The 16,365-nt window shown below is 66.9% G+C and carries 16 protein-coding genes; 2 read left to right on the plus strand and 14 right to left on the minus strand.

Annotated features, from left to right (window positions below):
• Position 1: 1 nt before the first annotated feature.
• Genes ABGN05_RS15305 through ABGN05_RS15345 form a run of 9 tightly spaced genes read right to left on the minus strand, consistent with a single transcriptional unit; the run spans position 2 to position 8,562 of the window.
• Positions 2 to 838 carry an ABC transporter ATP-binding protein gene (locus ABGN05_RS15305; RefSeq protein WP_373695939.1) on the minus strand — a complete coding sequence of 279 codons (837 nt, stop codon included), beginning with the start codon at positions 836 to 838 and terminating at the stop codon, positions 2 to 4.
• A 4-nt stretch (positions 839 to 842) separates the two neighbouring features.
• A complete protein-coding gene (locus ABGN05_RS15310; RefSeq protein ID WP_367954898.1) occupies positions 843 to 1,826 on the minus strand; it encodes an ABC transporter substrate-binding protein in 984 nt (327 codons plus the stop codon).
• 34 nt (positions 1,827 to 1,860) lie between these two features.
• Positions 1,861 to 2,634: an ABC transporter permease gene (locus tag ABGN05_RS15315; protein WP_367954899.1), complete on the minus strand. Its 774-nt coding sequence runs from the start codon at positions 2,632 to 2,634 to the stop codon at positions 1,861 to 1,863.
• A complete protein-coding gene (locus ABGN05_RS15320; RefSeq protein ID WP_367954900.1) occupies positions 2,631 to 3,761 on the minus strand; it encodes a mandelate racemase/muconate lactonizing enzyme family protein in 1,131 nt (376 codons plus the stop codon). Before ABGN05_RS15320 ends, ABGN05_RS15315 begins: the two co-directional genes overlap by 4 nt.
• The gene (locus ABGN05_RS15325) at positions 3,761 to 4,807 is read right to left on the minus strand and encodes a dihydrodipicolinate synthase family protein (RefSeq protein WP_367954901.1); all 1,047 of its coding nucleotides are present in this window, start codon (positions 4,805 to 4,807) and stop codon (positions 3,761 to 3,763) included. Before ABGN05_RS15325 ends, ABGN05_RS15320 begins: the two co-directional genes overlap by 1 nt.
• The gene (locus tag ABGN05_RS15330; RefSeq protein ID WP_367954902.1) at positions 4,804 to 5,631 is read right to left on the minus strand and encodes a GNAT family N-acetyltransferase; all 828 of its coding nucleotides are present in this window, start codon (positions 5,629 to 5,631) and stop codon (positions 4,804 to 4,806) included. Before ABGN05_RS15330 ends, ABGN05_RS15325 begins: the two co-directional genes overlap by 4 nt.
• The gene (locus tag ABGN05_RS15335; protein ID WP_367954903.1) at positions 5,618 to 6,721 is read right to left on the minus strand and encodes an NAD-dependent epimerase/dehydratase family protein; all 1,104 of its coding nucleotides are present in this window, start codon (positions 6,719 to 6,721) and stop codon (positions 5,618 to 5,620) included. Before ABGN05_RS15335 ends, ABGN05_RS15330 begins: the two co-directional genes overlap by 14 nt.
• 57 nt (positions 6,722 to 6,778) lie before the next feature.
• Positions 6,779 to 7,675, minus strand: a complete 897-nt coding sequence (locus tag ABGN05_RS15340; RefSeq protein WP_367954904.1) for a sugar phosphate isomerase/epimerase family protein — start codon at positions 7,673 to 7,675, stop codon at positions 6,779 to 6,781.
• Positions 7,672 to 8,562: a sugar phosphate isomerase/epimerase family protein gene (locus ABGN05_RS15345; protein ID WP_367954905.1), complete on the minus strand. Its 891-nt coding sequence runs from the start codon at positions 8,560 to 8,562 to the stop codon at positions 7,672 to 7,674. Before ABGN05_RS15345 ends, ABGN05_RS15340 begins: the two co-directional genes overlap by 4 nt.
• Positions 8,563 to 8,695: 133 nt before the next feature.
• Between ABGN05_RS15345 and ABGN05_RS15350 the strand changes: the two genes are divergently transcribed.
• On the plus strand, positions 8,696 to 9,379 hold the full coding sequence (locus ABGN05_RS15350; protein ID WP_367954906.1) for a TetR/AcrR family transcriptional regulator: 684 nt from the start codon (positions 8,696 to 8,698) through the stop codon (positions 9,377 to 9,379).
• A gap of 230 nt (positions 9,380 to 9,609) precedes the next feature.
• Here the strand turns inward: ABGN05_RS15350 and ABGN05_RS15355 are convergent, their stop codons facing one another.
• The 5 genes from ABGN05_RS15355 to ABGN05_RS15375 form a co-directional block, all read right to left on the minus strand.
• On the minus strand, positions 9,610 to 10,464 hold the full coding sequence (locus ABGN05_RS15355; RefSeq protein WP_367954907.1) for a hypothetical protein: 855 nt from the start codon (positions 10,462 to 10,464) through the stop codon (positions 9,610 to 9,612).
• Positions 10,465 to 10,717: 253 nt separating this feature from the next.
• Positions 10,718 to 11,698, minus strand: a complete 981-nt coding sequence (locus tag ABGN05_RS15360; protein ID WP_367954908.1) for a hypothetical protein — start codon at positions 11,696 to 11,698, stop codon at positions 10,718 to 10,720.
• A gap of 47 nt (positions 11,699 to 11,745) precedes the next feature.
• Positions 11,746 to 12,420: an OmpA family protein gene (locus tag ABGN05_RS15365; protein ID WP_367954909.1), complete on the minus strand. Its 675-nt coding sequence runs from the start codon at positions 12,418 to 12,420 to the stop codon at positions 11,746 to 11,748.
• A 102-nt stretch (positions 12,421 to 12,522) separates the two neighbouring features.
• The gene (locus ABGN05_RS15370) at positions 12,523 to 14,349 is read right to left on the minus strand and encodes a hypothetical protein (RefSeq protein ID WP_367954910.1); all 1,827 of its coding nucleotides are present in this window, start codon (positions 14,347 to 14,349) and stop codon (positions 12,523 to 12,525) included.
• Between the two features lie 67 nt (positions 14,350 to 14,416).
• Complete coding sequence (locus tag ABGN05_RS15375; RefSeq protein ID WP_367954911.1) at positions 14,417 to 14,962, minus strand: glycine zipper domain-containing protein; 546 nt, start codon at positions 14,960 to 14,962, stop codon at positions 14,417 to 14,419.
• Between the two features lie 567 nt (positions 14,963 to 15,529).
• Between ABGN05_RS15375 and ABGN05_RS15380 the strand changes: the two genes are divergently transcribed.
• Positions 15,530 to 16,336, plus strand: coding sequence for a hypothetical protein (locus tag ABGN05_RS15380; protein WP_367954912.1), 807 nt, complete (start codon positions 15,530 to 15,532; stop codon positions 16,334 to 16,336).
• Positions 16,337 to 16,365 lie beyond the last annotated feature (29 nt).

Here is a 16,365-nt window from a genome sequence, read left to right on the forward strand (position 1 = left end):
CTCAGGACAATGCCTGGAGGGGACGGCCCGGCGCGCCCGTGCGCCGTCCCGTCAGCGTGTCGTATATCTTGAGCGACAAGGCACCGAATTCGGCGGTGGCGCGTGATTCCACTGTGCGCGGTCGCGGTAGGTCCACCGTCACCACGTCCGCGATACGGCCGGGACGCGGAGACATCACGACGACGCGATCGGAAAGGAACACCGCCTCGGGTATGGAATGCGTGACGAAGAGGACGGTCTTGCGGCCTCCCTTGCCCGCCTCGCCCCAGACCCGCAGGAGTTCGAGGTTCATGTCGTCGCGTGTCATCGCGTCGAGCGCTCCGAACGGCTCGTCCATGAGCAGGAGGGGCGGATCGAGCAGCAACGCCCGGCAGAGCGCGACGCGCTGCTGCATGCCGCCGGACAATTCGCCCGGCCGCTTGGTCGCGAAGCCCTCGAGCCCGACGAGCGTCAGAAGTTCGCGCGCCCTTTCGCGGTAGCGTCGCGGATTCAGTCCGGCGAGTTCCGCCGGCAGAAGCACGTTTTCCAGTACGGTCCGCCACTTGAGCAGGACTGCCGCCTGGAACACCATGCCGACCTTCGAGATCGGCCGCGTCACCGGCTGCCCGTCGACGACGATTGAGCCGGAGGTGGCGGGCCGCAGGCCCGCCAGGACTCGCAGCATCGTCGACTTCCCGCAGCCGCTGGGGCCGACGAGGGAGACGAACTCCCCGTCGGCCACGGACAGGGTGATGTCGCGCAGTGCCTCGACCGAGCCGCTTCCGGTCTCGTAGACCATGCCGACGCGCTCGAGATTGATCATCGACTTGGCCACGCGAACGCCTCGTCCACCATACATCCGGTCAAGGCATCTCGACCTTGGGCAGGAACTCGGTTGTATAGGTGTCGGCGCAGGCGACCTCGCTCGGAAGGCCCATATAGGTGTTCACGAGGTCCACGGAAGCGCACATCTTGGCCTCCTCGATCCAGCCGATGCCGTTCTCCTTGTACCGGTCGGTCTTCAGCAGTTCGAGGCCCATCTTCATGTTGGCAGCGATCAGGGTCTCGTCGATTTCCGGCACGCGCTTCTTGAAGATCGCCATCGCCTCGTCCGGATTGGCGAGCACGTCTCGCCAGCCCATGTAGGCGGCTTCGAGGAAGGCCTTCAGCACTTCCGGCCGCTCGGACATCGTCGCCTCGCTGGCCATGATCGACATGGAATACATGTCGAAGCCGTGGTCGGCCCAGGGCATCATGACGACGTTGCCCTCGCCCATCGGCTTCTCGTAAAGCGGCAGGCCGGTCGTATAGTCGGCAACCGTGTCGACGCGCTTTTCGGCCAGCGCCGCGATCTTGGCGGCCGGCTCGATGTTCACCCAGGTCACCTTGCTGTCGTCGATGCCGTTCGCCTTGGCGAAGGCCGGCCACATCTGGCGCTGGCCGTCGCCGGGAGGCGCGCCAATGGTCTTGCCCTCGAGCTGCTTGGGCTCGGTGACCGGATTCTCCTTCGATGAGAAGATGTTGAGCGGTGTCTTGTCGAACACCATGCCCACCACCTTGACCGTCGTGCCCCTCGCCCGCGAGGCGATCACCACCGCGCTGTCGGCCAGGCCCGCATCGGCCGCTCCGGTATCGACCTTGGCGATCGAATCGGCGGACCCCTTCGAGTTTTCCAGCGTGACATCGAGGCCCTTGTCGGTGAAGTAGCCCTTCTCCAGCGCCACCCAGTAGGCCGCGTGGTCGCCGACCGGGAACCAGTTGAGCGCGAAGTTGAACTTCTCCTGCGCCAGGGCCGGGGAAGCCATCAGCCCGGCCAGGGCCGCAGTCGCAATCAGTCTCTTCAGCATGTCCAGTCTCCCATTGTTGCCCGTTTTCGGGCGGTTAATTCGCTTCTTGTCCCTCGGCCCAAGGGGCCACCACACGCGACAGGCCCGCGACCGCGCCGAACAGCGCCAGCCCGATGATCGAAATCCAGACGAGCGCCCCGAAGGCCAGCGGCGTGTTCATGCTGCTCTGGGAGGTGATGATCACGTAGCCGAGCCCGCGCTGCGAGGCCACGAACTCGCCGACGATGGCGCCGACCACGGCGGCCGTCGCGGTCACCTTCAGAGCCGAAAGGATGTAGGGATAGGCATTGGGTATGCGGATCTTGGCGAAGACCTTCCATTTGGGCGCATTGAACACCCGTCCCAGGTCGAGCATGTCGCTGTCGATCTGCGACAGGCCCACCGCCGTGTTGATGACGACCGGGAAGAAGCCGATCAGCGCGCCGATCAGCATGTTGGGAAGAATGCCGTAGCCGAGCCACAGCAGGAAAAGCGGCGCCACCGCCACCTTGGGCAAGGTGTTGACGAAGACCAGGAAAGGCATCAACGCCCGGCTCATCACATCGGACCAGGCGATCACGATGCCGAGCGCGATCCCGCCGACCGCCGCGATCACGAAGGCGCCGAAGATCGCCGCCGCGGTCACCGCGATGTGCCCGGCCCAGTCGATCTGGCCCGACGTCATCGCCGCCAGCACGGAGGCGGGGCTCGGCAGCAGGTACTGGCGTATCCCGAACACGGTCACCGCCATCTGCCACAGGACGAGCAGCGCCCCGAAGAGCACCAGCGCCGGCAGGTAGTCCATGAACTTGCGGATCACGAAGTTCACAGGCTGACCTCCACGGCATGGCTGCGCACCCAGCCCTCGTCGACCTCGACCCCCAGGCCCGGACCGTCCGGAAGACGGACCGTTCCGCCGCCGCGCCACACGCGCTCGGCCAGGAACGGCGTCTCGATGTATTGCGGCCCGTTGAGCTGCAGGGGCGAGATGTCGAAGGCGGCGGCAAGATGGAGCCCCGCGGCAAGGCCGAGATCGGTTTCCGTGAGGCCCGACAGCGACAGGCCGAGCCCGGCGGCCTGCGCGGTCTCGCAGAGCTGCCGCGAGCGGTAGAGGCCGGAATTGCGCTGGACCTTGGCAACGGCGACGTGGATCGCGTCGGCCCGCACGTATTCGATGAGATCGGCCGTGGACCGCAAGCTCTCGTCGATGCCGATTTCGACATTGCTCGCGGCGCAAAGGGCGCGGTAGCCTGAGAGATTGAACCCGTCCAGCGGCTGTTCGAACAGCGTCACGCCATGGTCGGCGAAGCGCGCCGCCTGTCGCCGGGCCGCCGCCAGCGAATAGCCGCGATTGGCGTCGACCTGGATGACGCGGTCGCTCGCGACCGCACGAGTGGCCCGCACGAGTTCGAGGTCGCCCGCCTCGCCGTGCATGCCCACCTTGACGTCGAACACCTCGTAGCCCGCTCCGAGCCCCTCCTCGGCGAGCCTTTGCGCGCCGACCGGCTCGGACACCGAGATCATCCACGACAACTGGAACTCGTCGCGCCGGCGCCCGCCGAGGAGTTGGTGGACGGGCACGCCAAGCGCCTTGCCCAGCGCGTCGTGCGCCGCGACGTCGATCGCCGACTTCGCCAGCGGCGAGCCCGGTGTCACGCCCGGACTGATCGCCCGGTCCATGGCGCGATGCAGGGCGTCGAAATTCCAGATCTCGATGCCCTTCACCGCCGGCGCGAGGTACTTTCGCAAGGTCGAGACGATGGTTTCCGTCGTCTCGTAGGTCCAGCGCGGCGTCGGCGTCGCCTCGCCCCAGCCGACCGCGCCGCCTTCCGTCTTGAGCCGCACCAGCACCCGCACCGATGGCTCGCCCGGGCGCCCCGCAACGCCGCCGGCGATCAGGAACGCGCTCCTGAACGGAAATTCCAGCGGGAAGACTTCGACGCGGGCGATCTTCATCAGGCCAACCACCGCTCCAGATTGGCAGCCACGAAGGCGTCGTCGGAAAGATCGCCGTGCTGGCGCAGCACCCGGTCGATCTCGGCCGATTGGCCGGCGCTAAGCCCCTCGTGCGGGTCGAGGCACCACGTCCCTTCGAGCAGGCCCTGCCGGCGCAGCACTTCGTGGCATCCCGCGATGCAGCCGTGAAAATCGTTGGCGACGTCGAAGAAGGCGCTGTTGCAGTCGGTGACGCGGGCATCGAGCGCGAGCAGTTCCGCCGTTACGGCATTCTCGCCCGCCTCGGCGCGGCATCGATCGAAGATGCTGACCGCCGCCTTCGTCCATACCGACCAGTGCCCGAGCAGCCCGCCGACGAACCGCAGGGTCACCGGCCTGCCCTCTACCATCACCTGGAACGGCGTGACGAGATCGAGCACGATGTGGTCGTCATTGCCGGTGTAGAGCGCGATCCGGTCCTGCGCCCCGGCTTCCGCCACGCCGCGCATTACGTCCAGCGTCCGGTAGCGGTTGAACGGCGCGACCTTGATCGCCACCACGTTGGGGATCGAGGCGAAGCGCGTCCAGAACGCCGCGTCGAGATGGATGCCGCCGACCGCCGGTTGCAGGTAGAAACCGACAAGCGGCATCCGTTCGGCCACCGCCTCGCAATGTTCGATGATGGCGTCGTGGTTGCTGCCCTTCATGGCGGCGAGGCTCAGGAGCCCCGCATGATAGCCGAGCGACGACGCGGTCTCGGCCTCCTTCGCGGCCTGTGCGGTGGCGCCCGCCAGACCAGCGACCATCACCGGGTCGCGATCGGTCCATGCCGCCGCCGTCTCGGCGGCCAGTCCGAGTACGTCCTCGTAGAGGCCTGCCTCGCGGATCGCGAACTGCGTCGTATGAACGCCCACCGCGAGCCCGCCCGCCCCGGCATCGAGATAGTACCGCGTGAGCGCCCTTTGGCGGCGCCGGTCGAACGTGCGCGACGCGTCGAGCGCCAGCGGATGCGCCGGGATGACCGTCCCAGCCTTCAACGAAGCCATTGCATCCGTGTGCGCCATCATCCGAACTCCGGTCCGGCCACGGCGAATAGACGCTCGGGCTTTCCGAAAGGCGCCTCGCGACCCAGCGCCATGCGGGTGAAGCTGCGCTGGATGGTGAAGCCGCGGGCCGCCAGCCAGTCCCCCACGCGGCTCCTGCCGGCCAGCACGTCGATGAACACCGGTCCGCGCGTCGCGGCAAAAAGATCGTCGAGCAGGGCGATGGCGGAGTTCTCGTCCTTGGCCACCACGGGACCCGCCTGGAGAGCCCGGCGGCCGGCACGCAGCAGGGCGAAGCGGCTTGAATCACCTCGCGCGGACGTGCCCGGCCGCGAAAGGAAATCCTCCAGGAGTTTGCCGCGCCTTGCTCCGAATGCTTCGGCATCCAACTCTACGAGGTCCCCGGAGAGCGAACCTGCACTCCCCTGTCCCGACGCAGGCGGTTCCAGCGTTCCTTCCCAGCGGTCGAACCCGAACTGGGCAATAAAACCCTGGCGGCGGTAGACCTCCGCCCCGGCGGCGGTGGCGTCGAGTACCGGCATCAGTCCGATTTCACGGAGTTCGGCTACGCAACGGTCGACCAGGCGGGTGGCGATCCCCCGCCGGCGCCAGTCCGCGGTCACCAGCACCATGCCGACGAAGCCGAACGGACCGTCGTACGGCAAGGCGGCGGCACTCGCCACCAGCCTGCCGTCCGGCGCCCGCATCCCGACCGCGCGGCCATGCACGATGAAATGGCGCCAGTCGTCCTGGGTCTGGTTCCAGCCGGCCTCGGTCGACAGCGCCATGCCCGACGCGACGTCGGCACGCGTCAGCCTTTCGATCGCGCCGGCCTCAGAAGCCGCCATCGCGGACCTCGTACTTGGTCGGCTTGCCGAAGCTCGGCATGTCGCGCGCCACCCAGTCGGCCACCCAGTCCAGCATCCGCATCAGCGGTACGCGCGGATAGCCGAAGAGCCGCGTCGCCTCCGCGCTGTTGGTCAGCCAGGCGGTCGGCGCCTCGTCTCCTACGATCTTGGCGTCGACGCCGAGGCGCGCGCCGAACTCTTCCGCCAGCCACCGGACCGACAGCGTTTCGGGGCCGCTGACGTTGAGCGGGCTGGTCGGCGTTGTGCAGTGGAGCAGCGAGCGCAGCGCGCAGGCATTGGCGTCGCCCTGCCAGATCACGTTGACGTGTCCCATGAGCGACAGGTCGATGGGAATGCCCGCCTTCACCCGGCTCGCAAGATCGTGGAGCACCCCGTAGCGCAGGTCGATCGCGTAATTCAGCCGGAACAGCCGACCCGGAGTTCCGTAGAGTTCCGAGAAGTATTCCAGCATGCGCTCGCGTCCGAGACAGCTCTGGGCATATTCGCCGCGCGGACCCGGCGGCGTTGATTCGAGCGCCCCCTGCCGCATCACGTCGACCAGCGGATAGATGTTGCCAGTGGAGAACGCCACGATGCGCGATTCCCGGAAGACCGACGCCACGATCGACGGCGAGTGGACATTCATGGCCCAGGTCAGCGCCGGCGCGCCCCGCGCGCCGAACTTCCGGCCGGCCATGAAGACCACGTTCTTCGTTTTGGGGAGATTTTCCACCTGCGCCGGGTCGAGGAGATCGGCCTTGATCGTCTCGATGCCATGCGAGCGAAGCTGCCCCTCCAGCCCCGCCTCGCTGAAGCGCGCAACCCCGATGATGCGCTTGTCCGGCGCCGCGCGGCGCGCAAGCCGCGCGAGCGTCGGTCCCATCTTGCCCGAAACCCCGAGGATCAGGATGTCGCCGTCGAGCCTGGCCATGTCCTCGACCAGCGCGTCGTCCGGGGTGGTGAGGAAATCGTCGAGCGTCTCGATGTCGGGGAAGGATGCGGGCGGGTTCGACAGCGAGGCGCCACGCGGCGCCTGGGACGCGGCCGGCGTCTCGTCCGGATGAGATCGCTGGGCAGTCGAAACACGCATCCTCGTTCCCCTTCAGACGCCTTGCCGACCGGAGGCTAGACCGTCCCGCGACAGGTTTCAACTAGCTGGTTGATTCTTTTCGCGCGCGCCCTGCGCCGCCGCGATCAGTCCCCGCAGCCGTTCAAGCGCGCGCCGTGTCGAAGCCACCGAAGGCGACAGATGCGGCTCCACGCCGATCGCGCCGGCATAGCCATCGTCCAGCAGTGCGCCGATCTGCCCTTGCCAATCGACCCCGCCCTTCTCGACGATTCGCCAATCGCCGGAAGGCTCCACCTGCACGTCCTTGAAATGGACGTTGCGCACCAGCGGCCGCACCGCGCGCCAGCCGTCGGGAAACGGCACGTCGCCGTCGATCAGAGCATTCGCCGGATCCCAGTTCACGCCGAGGTTCGCCGGCCTCCCCGCGGCTTCGATCAAAGCCGCGGTGCGCGCGCCGGTGTTGGCCCAATGACCTTCCTCGGTCTCGATCAGCAGGTCCAGCCCCGCCGCGCCCGCACGTTCGGCCGCGCGCGCGACAGCCTCGGCGACCGCGCCCGGAATGCCGTCCCCACCCGCACCCTCCCGCCGGAAGCTGAAGGCGATGACACTGGTTGCGCCCACCTCGGCGGCGAATTCGAGCGTCTCCGGCAGGAGCGCGTCCAGATGGTCGGAGAACATGGCGCGCGCCGCCGACCAGGCCTTGTCGAAGCCCGCGTCCATCCAGTGGAGGTTCGATCTCTGCGGCTCGGCGGCCGGAAGCCGCCCCTTGAACAGCCCCGGCGAAACCGCGGTGATGGAAACGCCAAAATCCCGCACCGCCCGCACCAGCCGGCGCCGCGCATGCGGCGAGATCCGCGGCAGGCGGCCTTCGTGGACGCCACGCAGTTCGAACTCCGAAACACCCCATTCGAGACCGAGTTCGAACGCCGTCTCGGGATCGGCCGAGAGTTCGTCGGTGACGATGCTAATCCTCATCCGCCGGGCCCGGCGATGGGTTCAGCCGCGGCACCCGTGGCATGATATGACCCGGCCTCTAAACCCCGCAGATAGCCGATGGCGCGCGCCGCGCAGGCGGGACCGTCCGGCAGGTAGACGAACGGTTCGACCGCCGCCGCGCCGGCACAGCCATGGCGACGCAGCGCCGCGAGCACGGCCGCGAAATCGATGCTGCCTTCCCCCGGTCCCCGCTTGTCGTCGTCGTTGAAATGCACGTGGACGATTTCGGACGATGGAAGATGCCGGTCGAGAAGGCCGGGGACGTCCTCGCCATTGGCGGCCGTGGCGTAGCAGTCGACCATCGTCTTCAGGGCCGGCGATCCGATCTCTCGTATGATGGCGAGCGCCTCGTCGACGGTGTTCACGAAGGCGGTGTCCAGCCGCGAGAGCGGTTCGATGACGTAAGCGAGCCCGGCCGCCCGCGCCTCTTCCGCCATCGCGGCGAAGTAGGCGATGCCGCGCGCGCGTCCGTCGGCTTCGTGCCCCGGCGGGAGCGTGCGCTGCTGCGGCGAGCCGTGCACGAGATACGAGCCGCCGAGTTCGGCGCAGAGACCGATCAGCCGCCGCCCCGCCTCGCGCGTCAGGCGGGACGTCTCCTCGTCCGTTGCCGTGATGGACAGCCCCGCCGGCGCGGCCAGGAGCCAATGGAGGCCGGCGATGGCCACCCCCTCCCCCTCGGCGGCGGAGCGGAACGCCCGCACCTGCGCGGATGTCAGGCGCGTCGGGTCCTCGGCCAGGGTGAACGGCGCGATCTCCAGCCCGTCATAGCCCGTCTCGCGCGCGAAACGGCATTGCGCGGGAAAGTCGAGATCCCGCACGACCTCGTTGCAGAGATGAATGGGCAGCCGCATGATTGTCAGGGACACCAATCCCTCGCCCCGTAAGGCGGAACGACGCCCGGAGCCGTTGCATGGCGACTGCTTTCATCCATCATGGCCCGCAGCCTCATCCACGTTGCCGGTTGCCCGACGAGGATGCGGTAGGCTAGAAGGCAAGTCAATGAATTCCAACTATCCGGTTGATCTGATGGATGCAGACGCAGCAACGGTGTCCGGCCGCAAACGCGGCGATCTCGCACGGACGCCGTCGCGCGACGTCCTGCTTCAGGCGGCCCGACAGGTGTTCGCCGAGCGGGGGCTGGAAGGCGCGCGCGTCGACGACATCGCCCGCCGGGCGCGGGTGAACAAGCAGCTCGTCTACCACTATTTCGACAGCAAGGACGGCCTCTACGCCGCGGTCCTGGAGCACGTCTACAAGGAGATCCGGCAGCGCGAGCAGGAACTCGATCTCAGCCGCTTCCCGGCCGAGGAGGCGATGCGCCGGCTGGTGGAGTTCTCCTTCGACTATCTGGCCGAACACCCCGATTTCGTCGCTCTCATCGCCGACGAGAACGCCCATGGCGCCCGCCATCTCCAGGGCTCGGCCGACGTCGAGGCGGTGAACCGGCCCATCGTCGAACTCCTGGCGGAAACGCTGAGGCGCGGCGAGGCGGACGGCGTCTTCCGCAAGGGCCTCGATCCCCTGCACGTCTACCTGTCGATCGCCGGCATGGCGTTCTTCTACTTCTCCAACATCCATACGTTGAGCCGCATCTTCGAACGTCCCCTCGCCTCGCCGCCCGCGAGCGCGGAACGCCGCGCCCACATCATCGACTTCGCCCTCAACGCCATCCGCGCCCGCTGAGGCGTTATCGACCGCGCCGCGAAAGTCATGGCAGGATATGAATGTCGATGGGCAGACTTGGCAGCCGCTCAGGCAGCATGCGGTTTGAGATCACCCCTCGTGATCTGCGGGGAGCCCTCCCCGACATCTTTTCCGGCCCGCGCCGCGAAAGAGCGAGGTCACGCAACACGCAGCCGGCCCCCGCAAACGTCGCGGCCGGCACGCGGCGCTCGCGATCCGGAAGCGGCTTTTCAGGGGCGGTCGTCTCCGCATGGCACGATCGGCCCGCCCGGATAGAAATCGTCCAGAGGACGGTCCGGCGCGGGACACCAGACGGCCTTGTATGCAACCGCCGCTGAAGGCTGAGCCCCCGGCGCCGGCGGCTGGACTGCTTCTTCACCCGCGTCGGCCGTATCAGCCGGCGCGGCAGGCCCGGACGGTGTGGCGGGCGCGGGCAGGTTGGCGGGCGCGGGCGGCTGACCCTCGGAGGTGGAAGCGGGGTCGACTGCAGCCGGCGGCGGGCTCGCGGGCGCGGACGAGGCCACGGCCGCGTCGTCGGCATCGTCGAGGCGAATGAAGACGGGTCCCATGAATGCAGAATCGAGCGCTACCGCGCGCAGGCCACCATCGTCCTCGGGATCGGCCGCAAGTTCGAGTTCGACGGGCAGGACGAGCACCTCGGTTCCCGGAGGCGCGTCCGCGCGCGCGAAAGCGGCGATCACCACGCGATCGGTCGAAAACGCCGCCTGTTTCGCGATGATCGCGGAGCGAAGCCAGTTCAGCCGCCGGTAGGACAAGTCGGCTGCTTCGGCATCACCGGCGCGATACTCGATCGCCACGAGGATTGGACCGGTCCGCGGCAGCCCGTTCTGGAGCCGCAGCAGGTCCGACAGGAAAGTGGATTCAGCGGATTTCGAAAGCTCGGTGGCGCCGTCCTCGAAAGGAACCTTGATCCGATGGATGGCTGCCTCTTCGAGCGAGCCGGCAATTTCGCGGGACGGGAACGAGAGCGTGAAGCGCTCGGCGGCGTGGGCCGGGTTCATCGCGACGGAGCCGAACGCCAGGCCCAGGATCAGTGCCGGCACCGCCAACGGAAACATTTTCATGGGTAGCCTCTCCATCGCTCGATGAGTCCCTGCTGCTATTGACGCGCCCGAACTCTTCCGGTCGCGCGTCCGCATCCGGTATTGCTCCCGCATGGCGACGCCGCTTGCCGGGGCGATCCCTTCGCCGCCGGATCCTGCGGCGAACTCGCGCGGAAGAGAGACCCCGACCTCCGCCGTTGTTCGCGGGCCCCACCGGCGCGCGGTTCTCGCTTTTGACACCCCGCCTGCCGGACGCGGAACCCCTCCGCAAACGTCAGCGCGTGCGAACCTGCGTCACCTCGAACACGTTGCCGTTCTTCTGGACGTTGCCGCGCGTATTCACGTAGTCCATGAGCAGCCGGAGGTTCCGCGACAGCCGCGCGTCGCCCGACGAGGTGTCGTAGGCGAACTCGACCAGACCGCGGTGGCTCCGGATCGTGGTGTGGTGCGTGTAGCACCCGAAGGTCGCCAGCAGCGATTCGAACTGGTTGATCTGATCGTCCTCGAACTCCTTGAAGCGGAGGATGAAGGTGTCCGGCATGCCGGCGCAGCCGTTCCCGCTCCCCACGACCGGCGCGCCCGACGTGATCGGCGCACCGTCCTTGCTCACAAGCGGCTCGCCGGGCTGGCCGACGATGGCCGGGGCGCTGGGGATGACGAAGCCTTCGAGCTTGTCCGCCAGCGTCTCGCCGAGCGCGACGGCGAGATCGTTGGCATACTTGCCGACCTCCTCGAGCAGGCATTCGCGATCTTCGCACGAGCGCGGCAGTGGGCTGAGCGTGAAGTCGCTGACCTCGAAGGAGCCCATGAACTGGCCGGAGCGGACGTTCAGCATGCGGCCCGCGATCCTGATCTTGGGCCGCCGCAGCGTCTGATACTCGCCGCGCACGACCGAGGCATAGATCTGGAACACCACCGCGACGTTGATCGGCGGCGTGATCGACCGCGCGATCTCGATCACCTCGGCATCCACCCGCCGTACGCGGTGCGTGTCGGTGAAGTCCTGGGTGGTCGCGGTCTCGTCGAACACCTGGAAACCACGCAGACTGAGCGTCTCCTGAATCCGCGCGATGACGCGGTTGAAGATCCGGTTGTCGCGCGGGATCGTGTCCTCGTCGGCGTCGTCGGAAAAGACCAGGACGGTCACGTTCCGGCTCATCAGATCGCTTTGCGCGATGGTCTGTGCCGTGGCCCCGCCCGCAAGCGCGAACCACAGGGCGAACGGAAGGAGGAATATCCTCGAAAAAATCGACATGGCTGATCCCCGCTGGTGCGAAATGATGAAAAGACAGGAGGCGCGCCTCATGGTGCTTCCACGATGAGGGCAACTTCGACACGGCGGTTGATGCCCGCCGTGGGATGGCCCGGATCCTTCAGGTCGCTCTCGCCGAAGCCGTAGGTGAAGAGGTTGCCGGGATCGATCGGAAAGGCGTCCAGGAGATAGCTGCGGACGGCGCGCGCGCGTTGGGTGGAAAGCCTCAGATTGTAGCCGTCCGCGCCCTTGGCGTCCGTATGCCCCGCGATCAGGAAGCGATGCGCCGCCAGTTCCGGCGACGACAGGGCATGGCCGAGTTCTTGCAGCGACCGCCGGGCGTCCGGGTCGAGCGCGACGCTGTCGAAGGCGAAATAGACGTCGAAATCGAGGCTGTAGGCGCGATCGATGACCACCTCGACCATCGAGGCCGTGGCCATTACTCCATTGATGCGGACCGGTTTGCGGGCCGTTCGGGTCTGCGTCGTCGTCAGCGCATTCGGGGCCATCGGAGCGAGCGAACGGATGATGTCCGTCGCGCGCCGATCGGTCCCACTCTGGGCCAACTGGATGTGCATCGTCGAATCCGGCGCGGTCGGGGGCAGCGAACGAAGGCTTTCGGACGCGCGCGCATCGTTGCCGCTCTGGGCCAACGCAGGCCCGGAAGCCACGGCGAGCACGGCACATATCGCCAAAATGGCCGGCAGGAACTTCGGAGGTTTCATGTTCGGTCAACTCCTCTCGATCGATGTCTCACGCGGACGCTCGACCCGTTTCGCCTGTCGTTGCCGGCGGCCGGACCCCGCCGGCGTGATTGTCCGGGCGGGTCATCGGCGGATCAGCGCCGCGCGCAGGTCGAGACGGTTGCATTCGGACAGGATTTCGTTGATCGCGGCCTGATAGCCGCTCAGCGAGTACTCGATCTGTGCCGGGCGCTGCTCGGCGGTTGCCCCTTCGAGGACGAGCGCCGTCCCCTGTGTCAGTCCCTCGAGGCTCTCGAGGGACATGATGTCGCCCCCCACCACCGACTGAATCTGCTGGTCGCGGATGCCGATCGGGATCGACCAGTTCTCCTTGTTGCCGAAGACGTGACCCTGCAGGGGGACGGACGTGTCGTAATAGGCAGCCACGTCGAAACGCTGGTTGATCACCCGTTCGCTCGCTTCGGATGCCTTGGAATCGGGGACCAGGAACCAGATGAAAGGGCGTATGGGACGCCAGCCGGCCGGAGACCAGCGGGTCGCCTCCGTCACGGCGAAACAGGCCCGCTCTCCCTTCTGGAAGCCTATCCCGACCTGCCAATCACGAAAGACGCGGGTGATGCGGAAGTCGGGCGGAAGCATCGGCGCGAGGGCCTGCTCGGAGCCCCGGTAGGACAGCCGGTACCCGGCTCGGGGGCCCTTCGTGTTGCGCACCCGCAGACGGTAGGTGTCCGCGCCGAGCCGGAAACGGCGCAGCGTCGGCGACCGCGACGCCATCGGCTCTACCAGCGCCCCGGAACCGTTGTAGAGATCGAGGGGCGGCGGCTCGCCCGGATTCCCGGCAATGTCGAATTCGACATAGGCGGGCGCCGACAACCGGAACCCATAGTCCTGGACGTCGGTGGCCCCTGGCAGCATCCCCAGGACGACCTGTTGCTCTCCGACGATATTGAGGAGCTTCGTGCGGCCGGCTCCGTAGTTGACGTCCCGCAGCTGCTCGACCGGGATATCCGGTAGTTCGCTCGGCTGCACCAGCCCCGGTTCAACGATGTAGTCGGCATTGGGATCGACGGTCAGGACCACCCGGTAGGCGTTTCGCTTGCGTTCGATCTTGACGTCGCTGACCCATCGCTCGCCGGTGGGGCTGGCCCCCGTCGTCTGCGGCTGGACGAGAATGGATGCAGTGGAATCCGAGAGGTTGATGGTGGAAGATTTCTCGCGCGCGGTCTGCACCGCATAGCGCATCTCGTCGACGAAAGTGTCCGTCCAGCGTCCGGGTGCCTGGCCTTCCCCGACCACCTCCGCGGAGAGATAGACGGTAACCTTGCCCTTGGACCGGTCGATCATCTTGCTGGCAGCGCGGCCGAAGATGTCCGCCAGCGAGACGACGGGTTCGCCGACCTCTTCTTCCGGCAGCGGGTAGAGGTCGGACGCTTCGAAGCAGCCGTTCGAGGTGCCGCCGAGCCCGCGAACCGTGACGCTCAGGAGATACTGGCCCTTCGCATCGGCAACGAGATCGGCCGTTGCGAGAAGATAAGTGTCCCTGAAGCGGTCGACGATCGCATTCTCCCCGAAAGCGTCGCCGTAGACATGCGCCCGAAGCTCGTCCTGTTCGATCGGTTTCAGATTGGCCCGCTGGCCGCCCGATCCGTTCGCCGCGAGCACCTTGGAGAGGGCCGCCTCCAGCTTCTGGAACTGGATGTTCCGGAGCGCGGCAGACCCAACGCCGCCGCGTGCGGGGAAGCCGAAATGATCGACGATGTAGCCGCCATCGGGTCTGTCGCAGTTCGCGCGTACCTTGCCCCAGAGATCATCGACCGCGCGAAACTGCACGGTCTCGCCCTCCGCAAGGGCCGGCGCGCCGACCGGCGTCGTGGCTGCGACGAGGCAGGCGGCAAGGACACGCAATATGCGCACGCCCCCCGGCCATCGACGACAATCCTCCCTCCTCATTGGTACTGCTCCTGCGAGAGCGAAGAGGGACGCGAACCCGGCCCGCGGGTCCCGTCCGCCCCCCACGTCAGGCTTCCGGCGTGGCCCAGGTCGGCTCGCCCGCGACCCGAACCTGGCACTGGTTCGCCGAACTCGTACCGACTTTCGATCCTTCGACGTATTTCGTCACCTCGAGGGAACGGCAGGAGAGCCCGGGATCGCTGCTCTTCTTGGTGGTCTTGGTCGTCTTGGCGTTGAACCTGACTTTCTGACCCTTGGAATTGCGGAAAGTCCCGGACGACGCCGAGCCGCCGCTGCGTGCCGCGTTGTAGACAACGCGCCGCTGCTGCTCGCGTTCGATGGCATCGCCGATCATGGCGCCGGCGAGCGCTCCGACGAGGCCGCCGACCAGACAGCCCGTCTTGCTGTTGCTGGCGACCGCGGCGCCGATGCCACAGCCGGCCGTGCCTCCGATCACCCCGCCGACGGCCGCCCCCTGCCCCGTCGTTTCGCAGCCCGCAAGGCCGAGCGAAGCAAACAAGACGGCCGCGACCGCCAAACGTGAACCGAACTTGAACTGCAACGCCATGAATCCACCCCTGTTGTACAGACTGCGCGTACTGCGCCACGTCATTCCATGGTTGCCTCCCGGAAAATGGAAAGCATCTCCCTCACTGATACTCCAGAAAGGAGATCAGCTGATCCGAATTTGATAATATCGCAGCGCCCCCACAGCGATCCCGGACAAAATGACGAGCGATGGATTCTCGGAAACATGACGCATCATGGGACCGAGGAGGTCATCCTGTCTGAAAAACATGATATTCAACTTTCACGGGCACACAAGTATTTTTTGTCTTGCAGGAATATTTGGCTTCGTAAGTAAACGGTTTCGTCAGTGGGCACTCCAATTGGCGAGCCGTTCTCCTGGTCCTTCCGGTCGCCGCCCCTGGTTGCGGAGGGAAGCTCCGTGTGGGCACCACACGGGATAGAAGGACGCCATTTCGGGCCTTCCGCGAAGGCCCGCGCCAGGTAGCCTGACCGACCGTCTTTTCGCCAGGAAGTCCCCTTGGGACCCGGCCGGCATGCGGAGGAGGCCGGCCGCCCTATTGGAGGCGCGGACGAACATCCCGAGACCGATGGTTCCAAAACCGCGCCGGATGTGGTTACGTGGCGGTCGCAAATCACAGGGAGAGCGCCAGTGACAAACTCTGTCATGGCGGCGGCCGTCATCGGCGCCGGAATGCTCGTATCGGCGTCCCAGGGCGCAAGCGCAGCCGGATTCACTATAGAGGGCGATCTCGACGCCATGACCCTGAACGCGGATCAGACGCCGTCGAAGGATATCGTCGCGGAGATCGCCAAGCGCTTCTCGCTCGGCATCCAGAACGCCTCCGGGGGGACCGCGGCGATAAGCGGCAGGTTCAACGGCGATCTGAACCACATTTTGAAGGCCATCCTCCCACGACACAACTACGCCATCGCCTATCGGGACGGCCGTCCGAGCCGCATCACCTTCATAGGCGGCACGGCCGCCGCTTCGACGTTCATGGGAGACGGCGCGGCCGCGCTCGAAGGATCCGCGACGAATGGCCTGCAATACGGCGACGTCGCCGAACCGGAAATGGAGGGCTCAGTCCCCGCCGCCGCCCAGGATACGGCCCCGACGCAGGATACCGTCATCATTCCCGGCCAGGACCCGTTCATGTCGAACGCCGGAAATGGCGAAGCTTCGCAATCCGCGGTCGCGGACGAGGTCGCGCCATCCATGCCGATCGGATGGGACCCCGACGCACCGATACAGGCGGGGACGGACGAGGGAGCGGGCGCCGACGCCACCGAAGCAGGCGCAAGCCCCGTCCTCACTCCGGAAAACCCCGCAGCCATGGTGGAGACCGTTCCGGAAACACCGGGGATCGTCGCCCCCCCGGTATTGGCCCCGGACGCGCGGTCCGGTCCGCCCGCCTTGCCGGATCAGACAGGAAGTACGGCCGGCGCTCCTGGCTGATGTTTCGCGCCTCGGGCGTCCTGCGGTTG

Source organism: Aquibium pacificum (genome assembly GCF_040839445.1).
Lineage (GTDB): Bacteria > Pseudomonadota > Alphaproteobacteria > Rhizobiales > Rhizobiaceae > Aquibium > Aquibium pacificus.

Excerpts from the sequence above, each read along its gene's own strand:
- ABGN05_RS15305 (WP_373695939.1), bottom strand. The coding sequence starts at position 838 with ATGTATGGTGGACGAGGCGTTCGCGTGGCCAAGTCGATGATCAATCTC.
- ABGN05_RS15310 (WP_367954898.1), bottom strand. The coding sequence starts at position 1,826 with ATGCTGAAGAGACTGATTGCGACTGCGGCCCTGGCCGGGCTGATGGCT.
- ABGN05_RS15320 (WP_367954900.1), bottom strand. The coding sequence starts at position 3,761 with ATGAAGATCGCCCGCGTCGAAGTCTTCCCGCTGGAATTTCCGTTCAGG.
- ABGN05_RS15325 (WP_367954901.1), bottom strand. The coding sequence starts at position 4,807 with ATGATGGCGCACACGGATGCAATGGCTTCGTTGAAGGCTGGGACGGTC.
- ABGN05_RS15330 (WP_367954902.1), bottom strand. The coding sequence starts at position 5,631 with ATGGCGGCTTCTGAGGCCGGCGCGATCGAAAGGCTGACGCGTGCCGAC.
- ABGN05_RS15335 (WP_367954903.1), bottom strand. The coding sequence starts at position 6,721 with ATGCGTGTTTCGACTGCCCAGCGATCTCATCCGGACGAGACGCCGGCC.
- ABGN05_RS15340 (WP_367954904.1), bottom strand. The coding sequence starts at position 7,675 with ATGAGGATTAGCATCGTCACCGACGAACTCTCGGCCGATCCCGAGACG.
- ABGN05_RS15350 (WP_367954906.1), top strand. The coding sequence starts at position 8,696 with ATGAATTCCAACTATCCGGTTGATCTGATGGATGCAGACGCAGCAACG.
- ABGN05_RS15355 (WP_367954907.1), bottom strand. The coding sequence starts at position 10,464 with ATGAAAATGTTTCCGTTGGCGGTGCCGGCACTGATCCTGGGCCTGGCG.
- ABGN05_RS15360 (WP_367954908.1), bottom strand. The coding sequence starts at position 11,698 with ATGTCGATTTTTTCGAGGATATTCCTCCTTCCGTTCGCCCTGTGGTTC.
- ABGN05_RS15365 (WP_367954909.1), bottom strand. The coding sequence starts at position 12,420 with ATGAAACCTCCGAAGTTCCTGCCGGCCATTTTGGCGATATGTGCCGTG.
- ABGN05_RS15370 (WP_367954910.1), bottom strand. The coding sequence starts at position 14,349 with ATGAGGAGGGAGGATTGTCGTCGATGGCCGGGGGGCGTGCGCATATTG.
- ABGN05_RS15375 (WP_367954911.1), bottom strand. The coding sequence starts at position 14,962 with ATGACGTGGCGCAGTACGCGCAGTCTGTACAACAGGGGTGGATTCATG.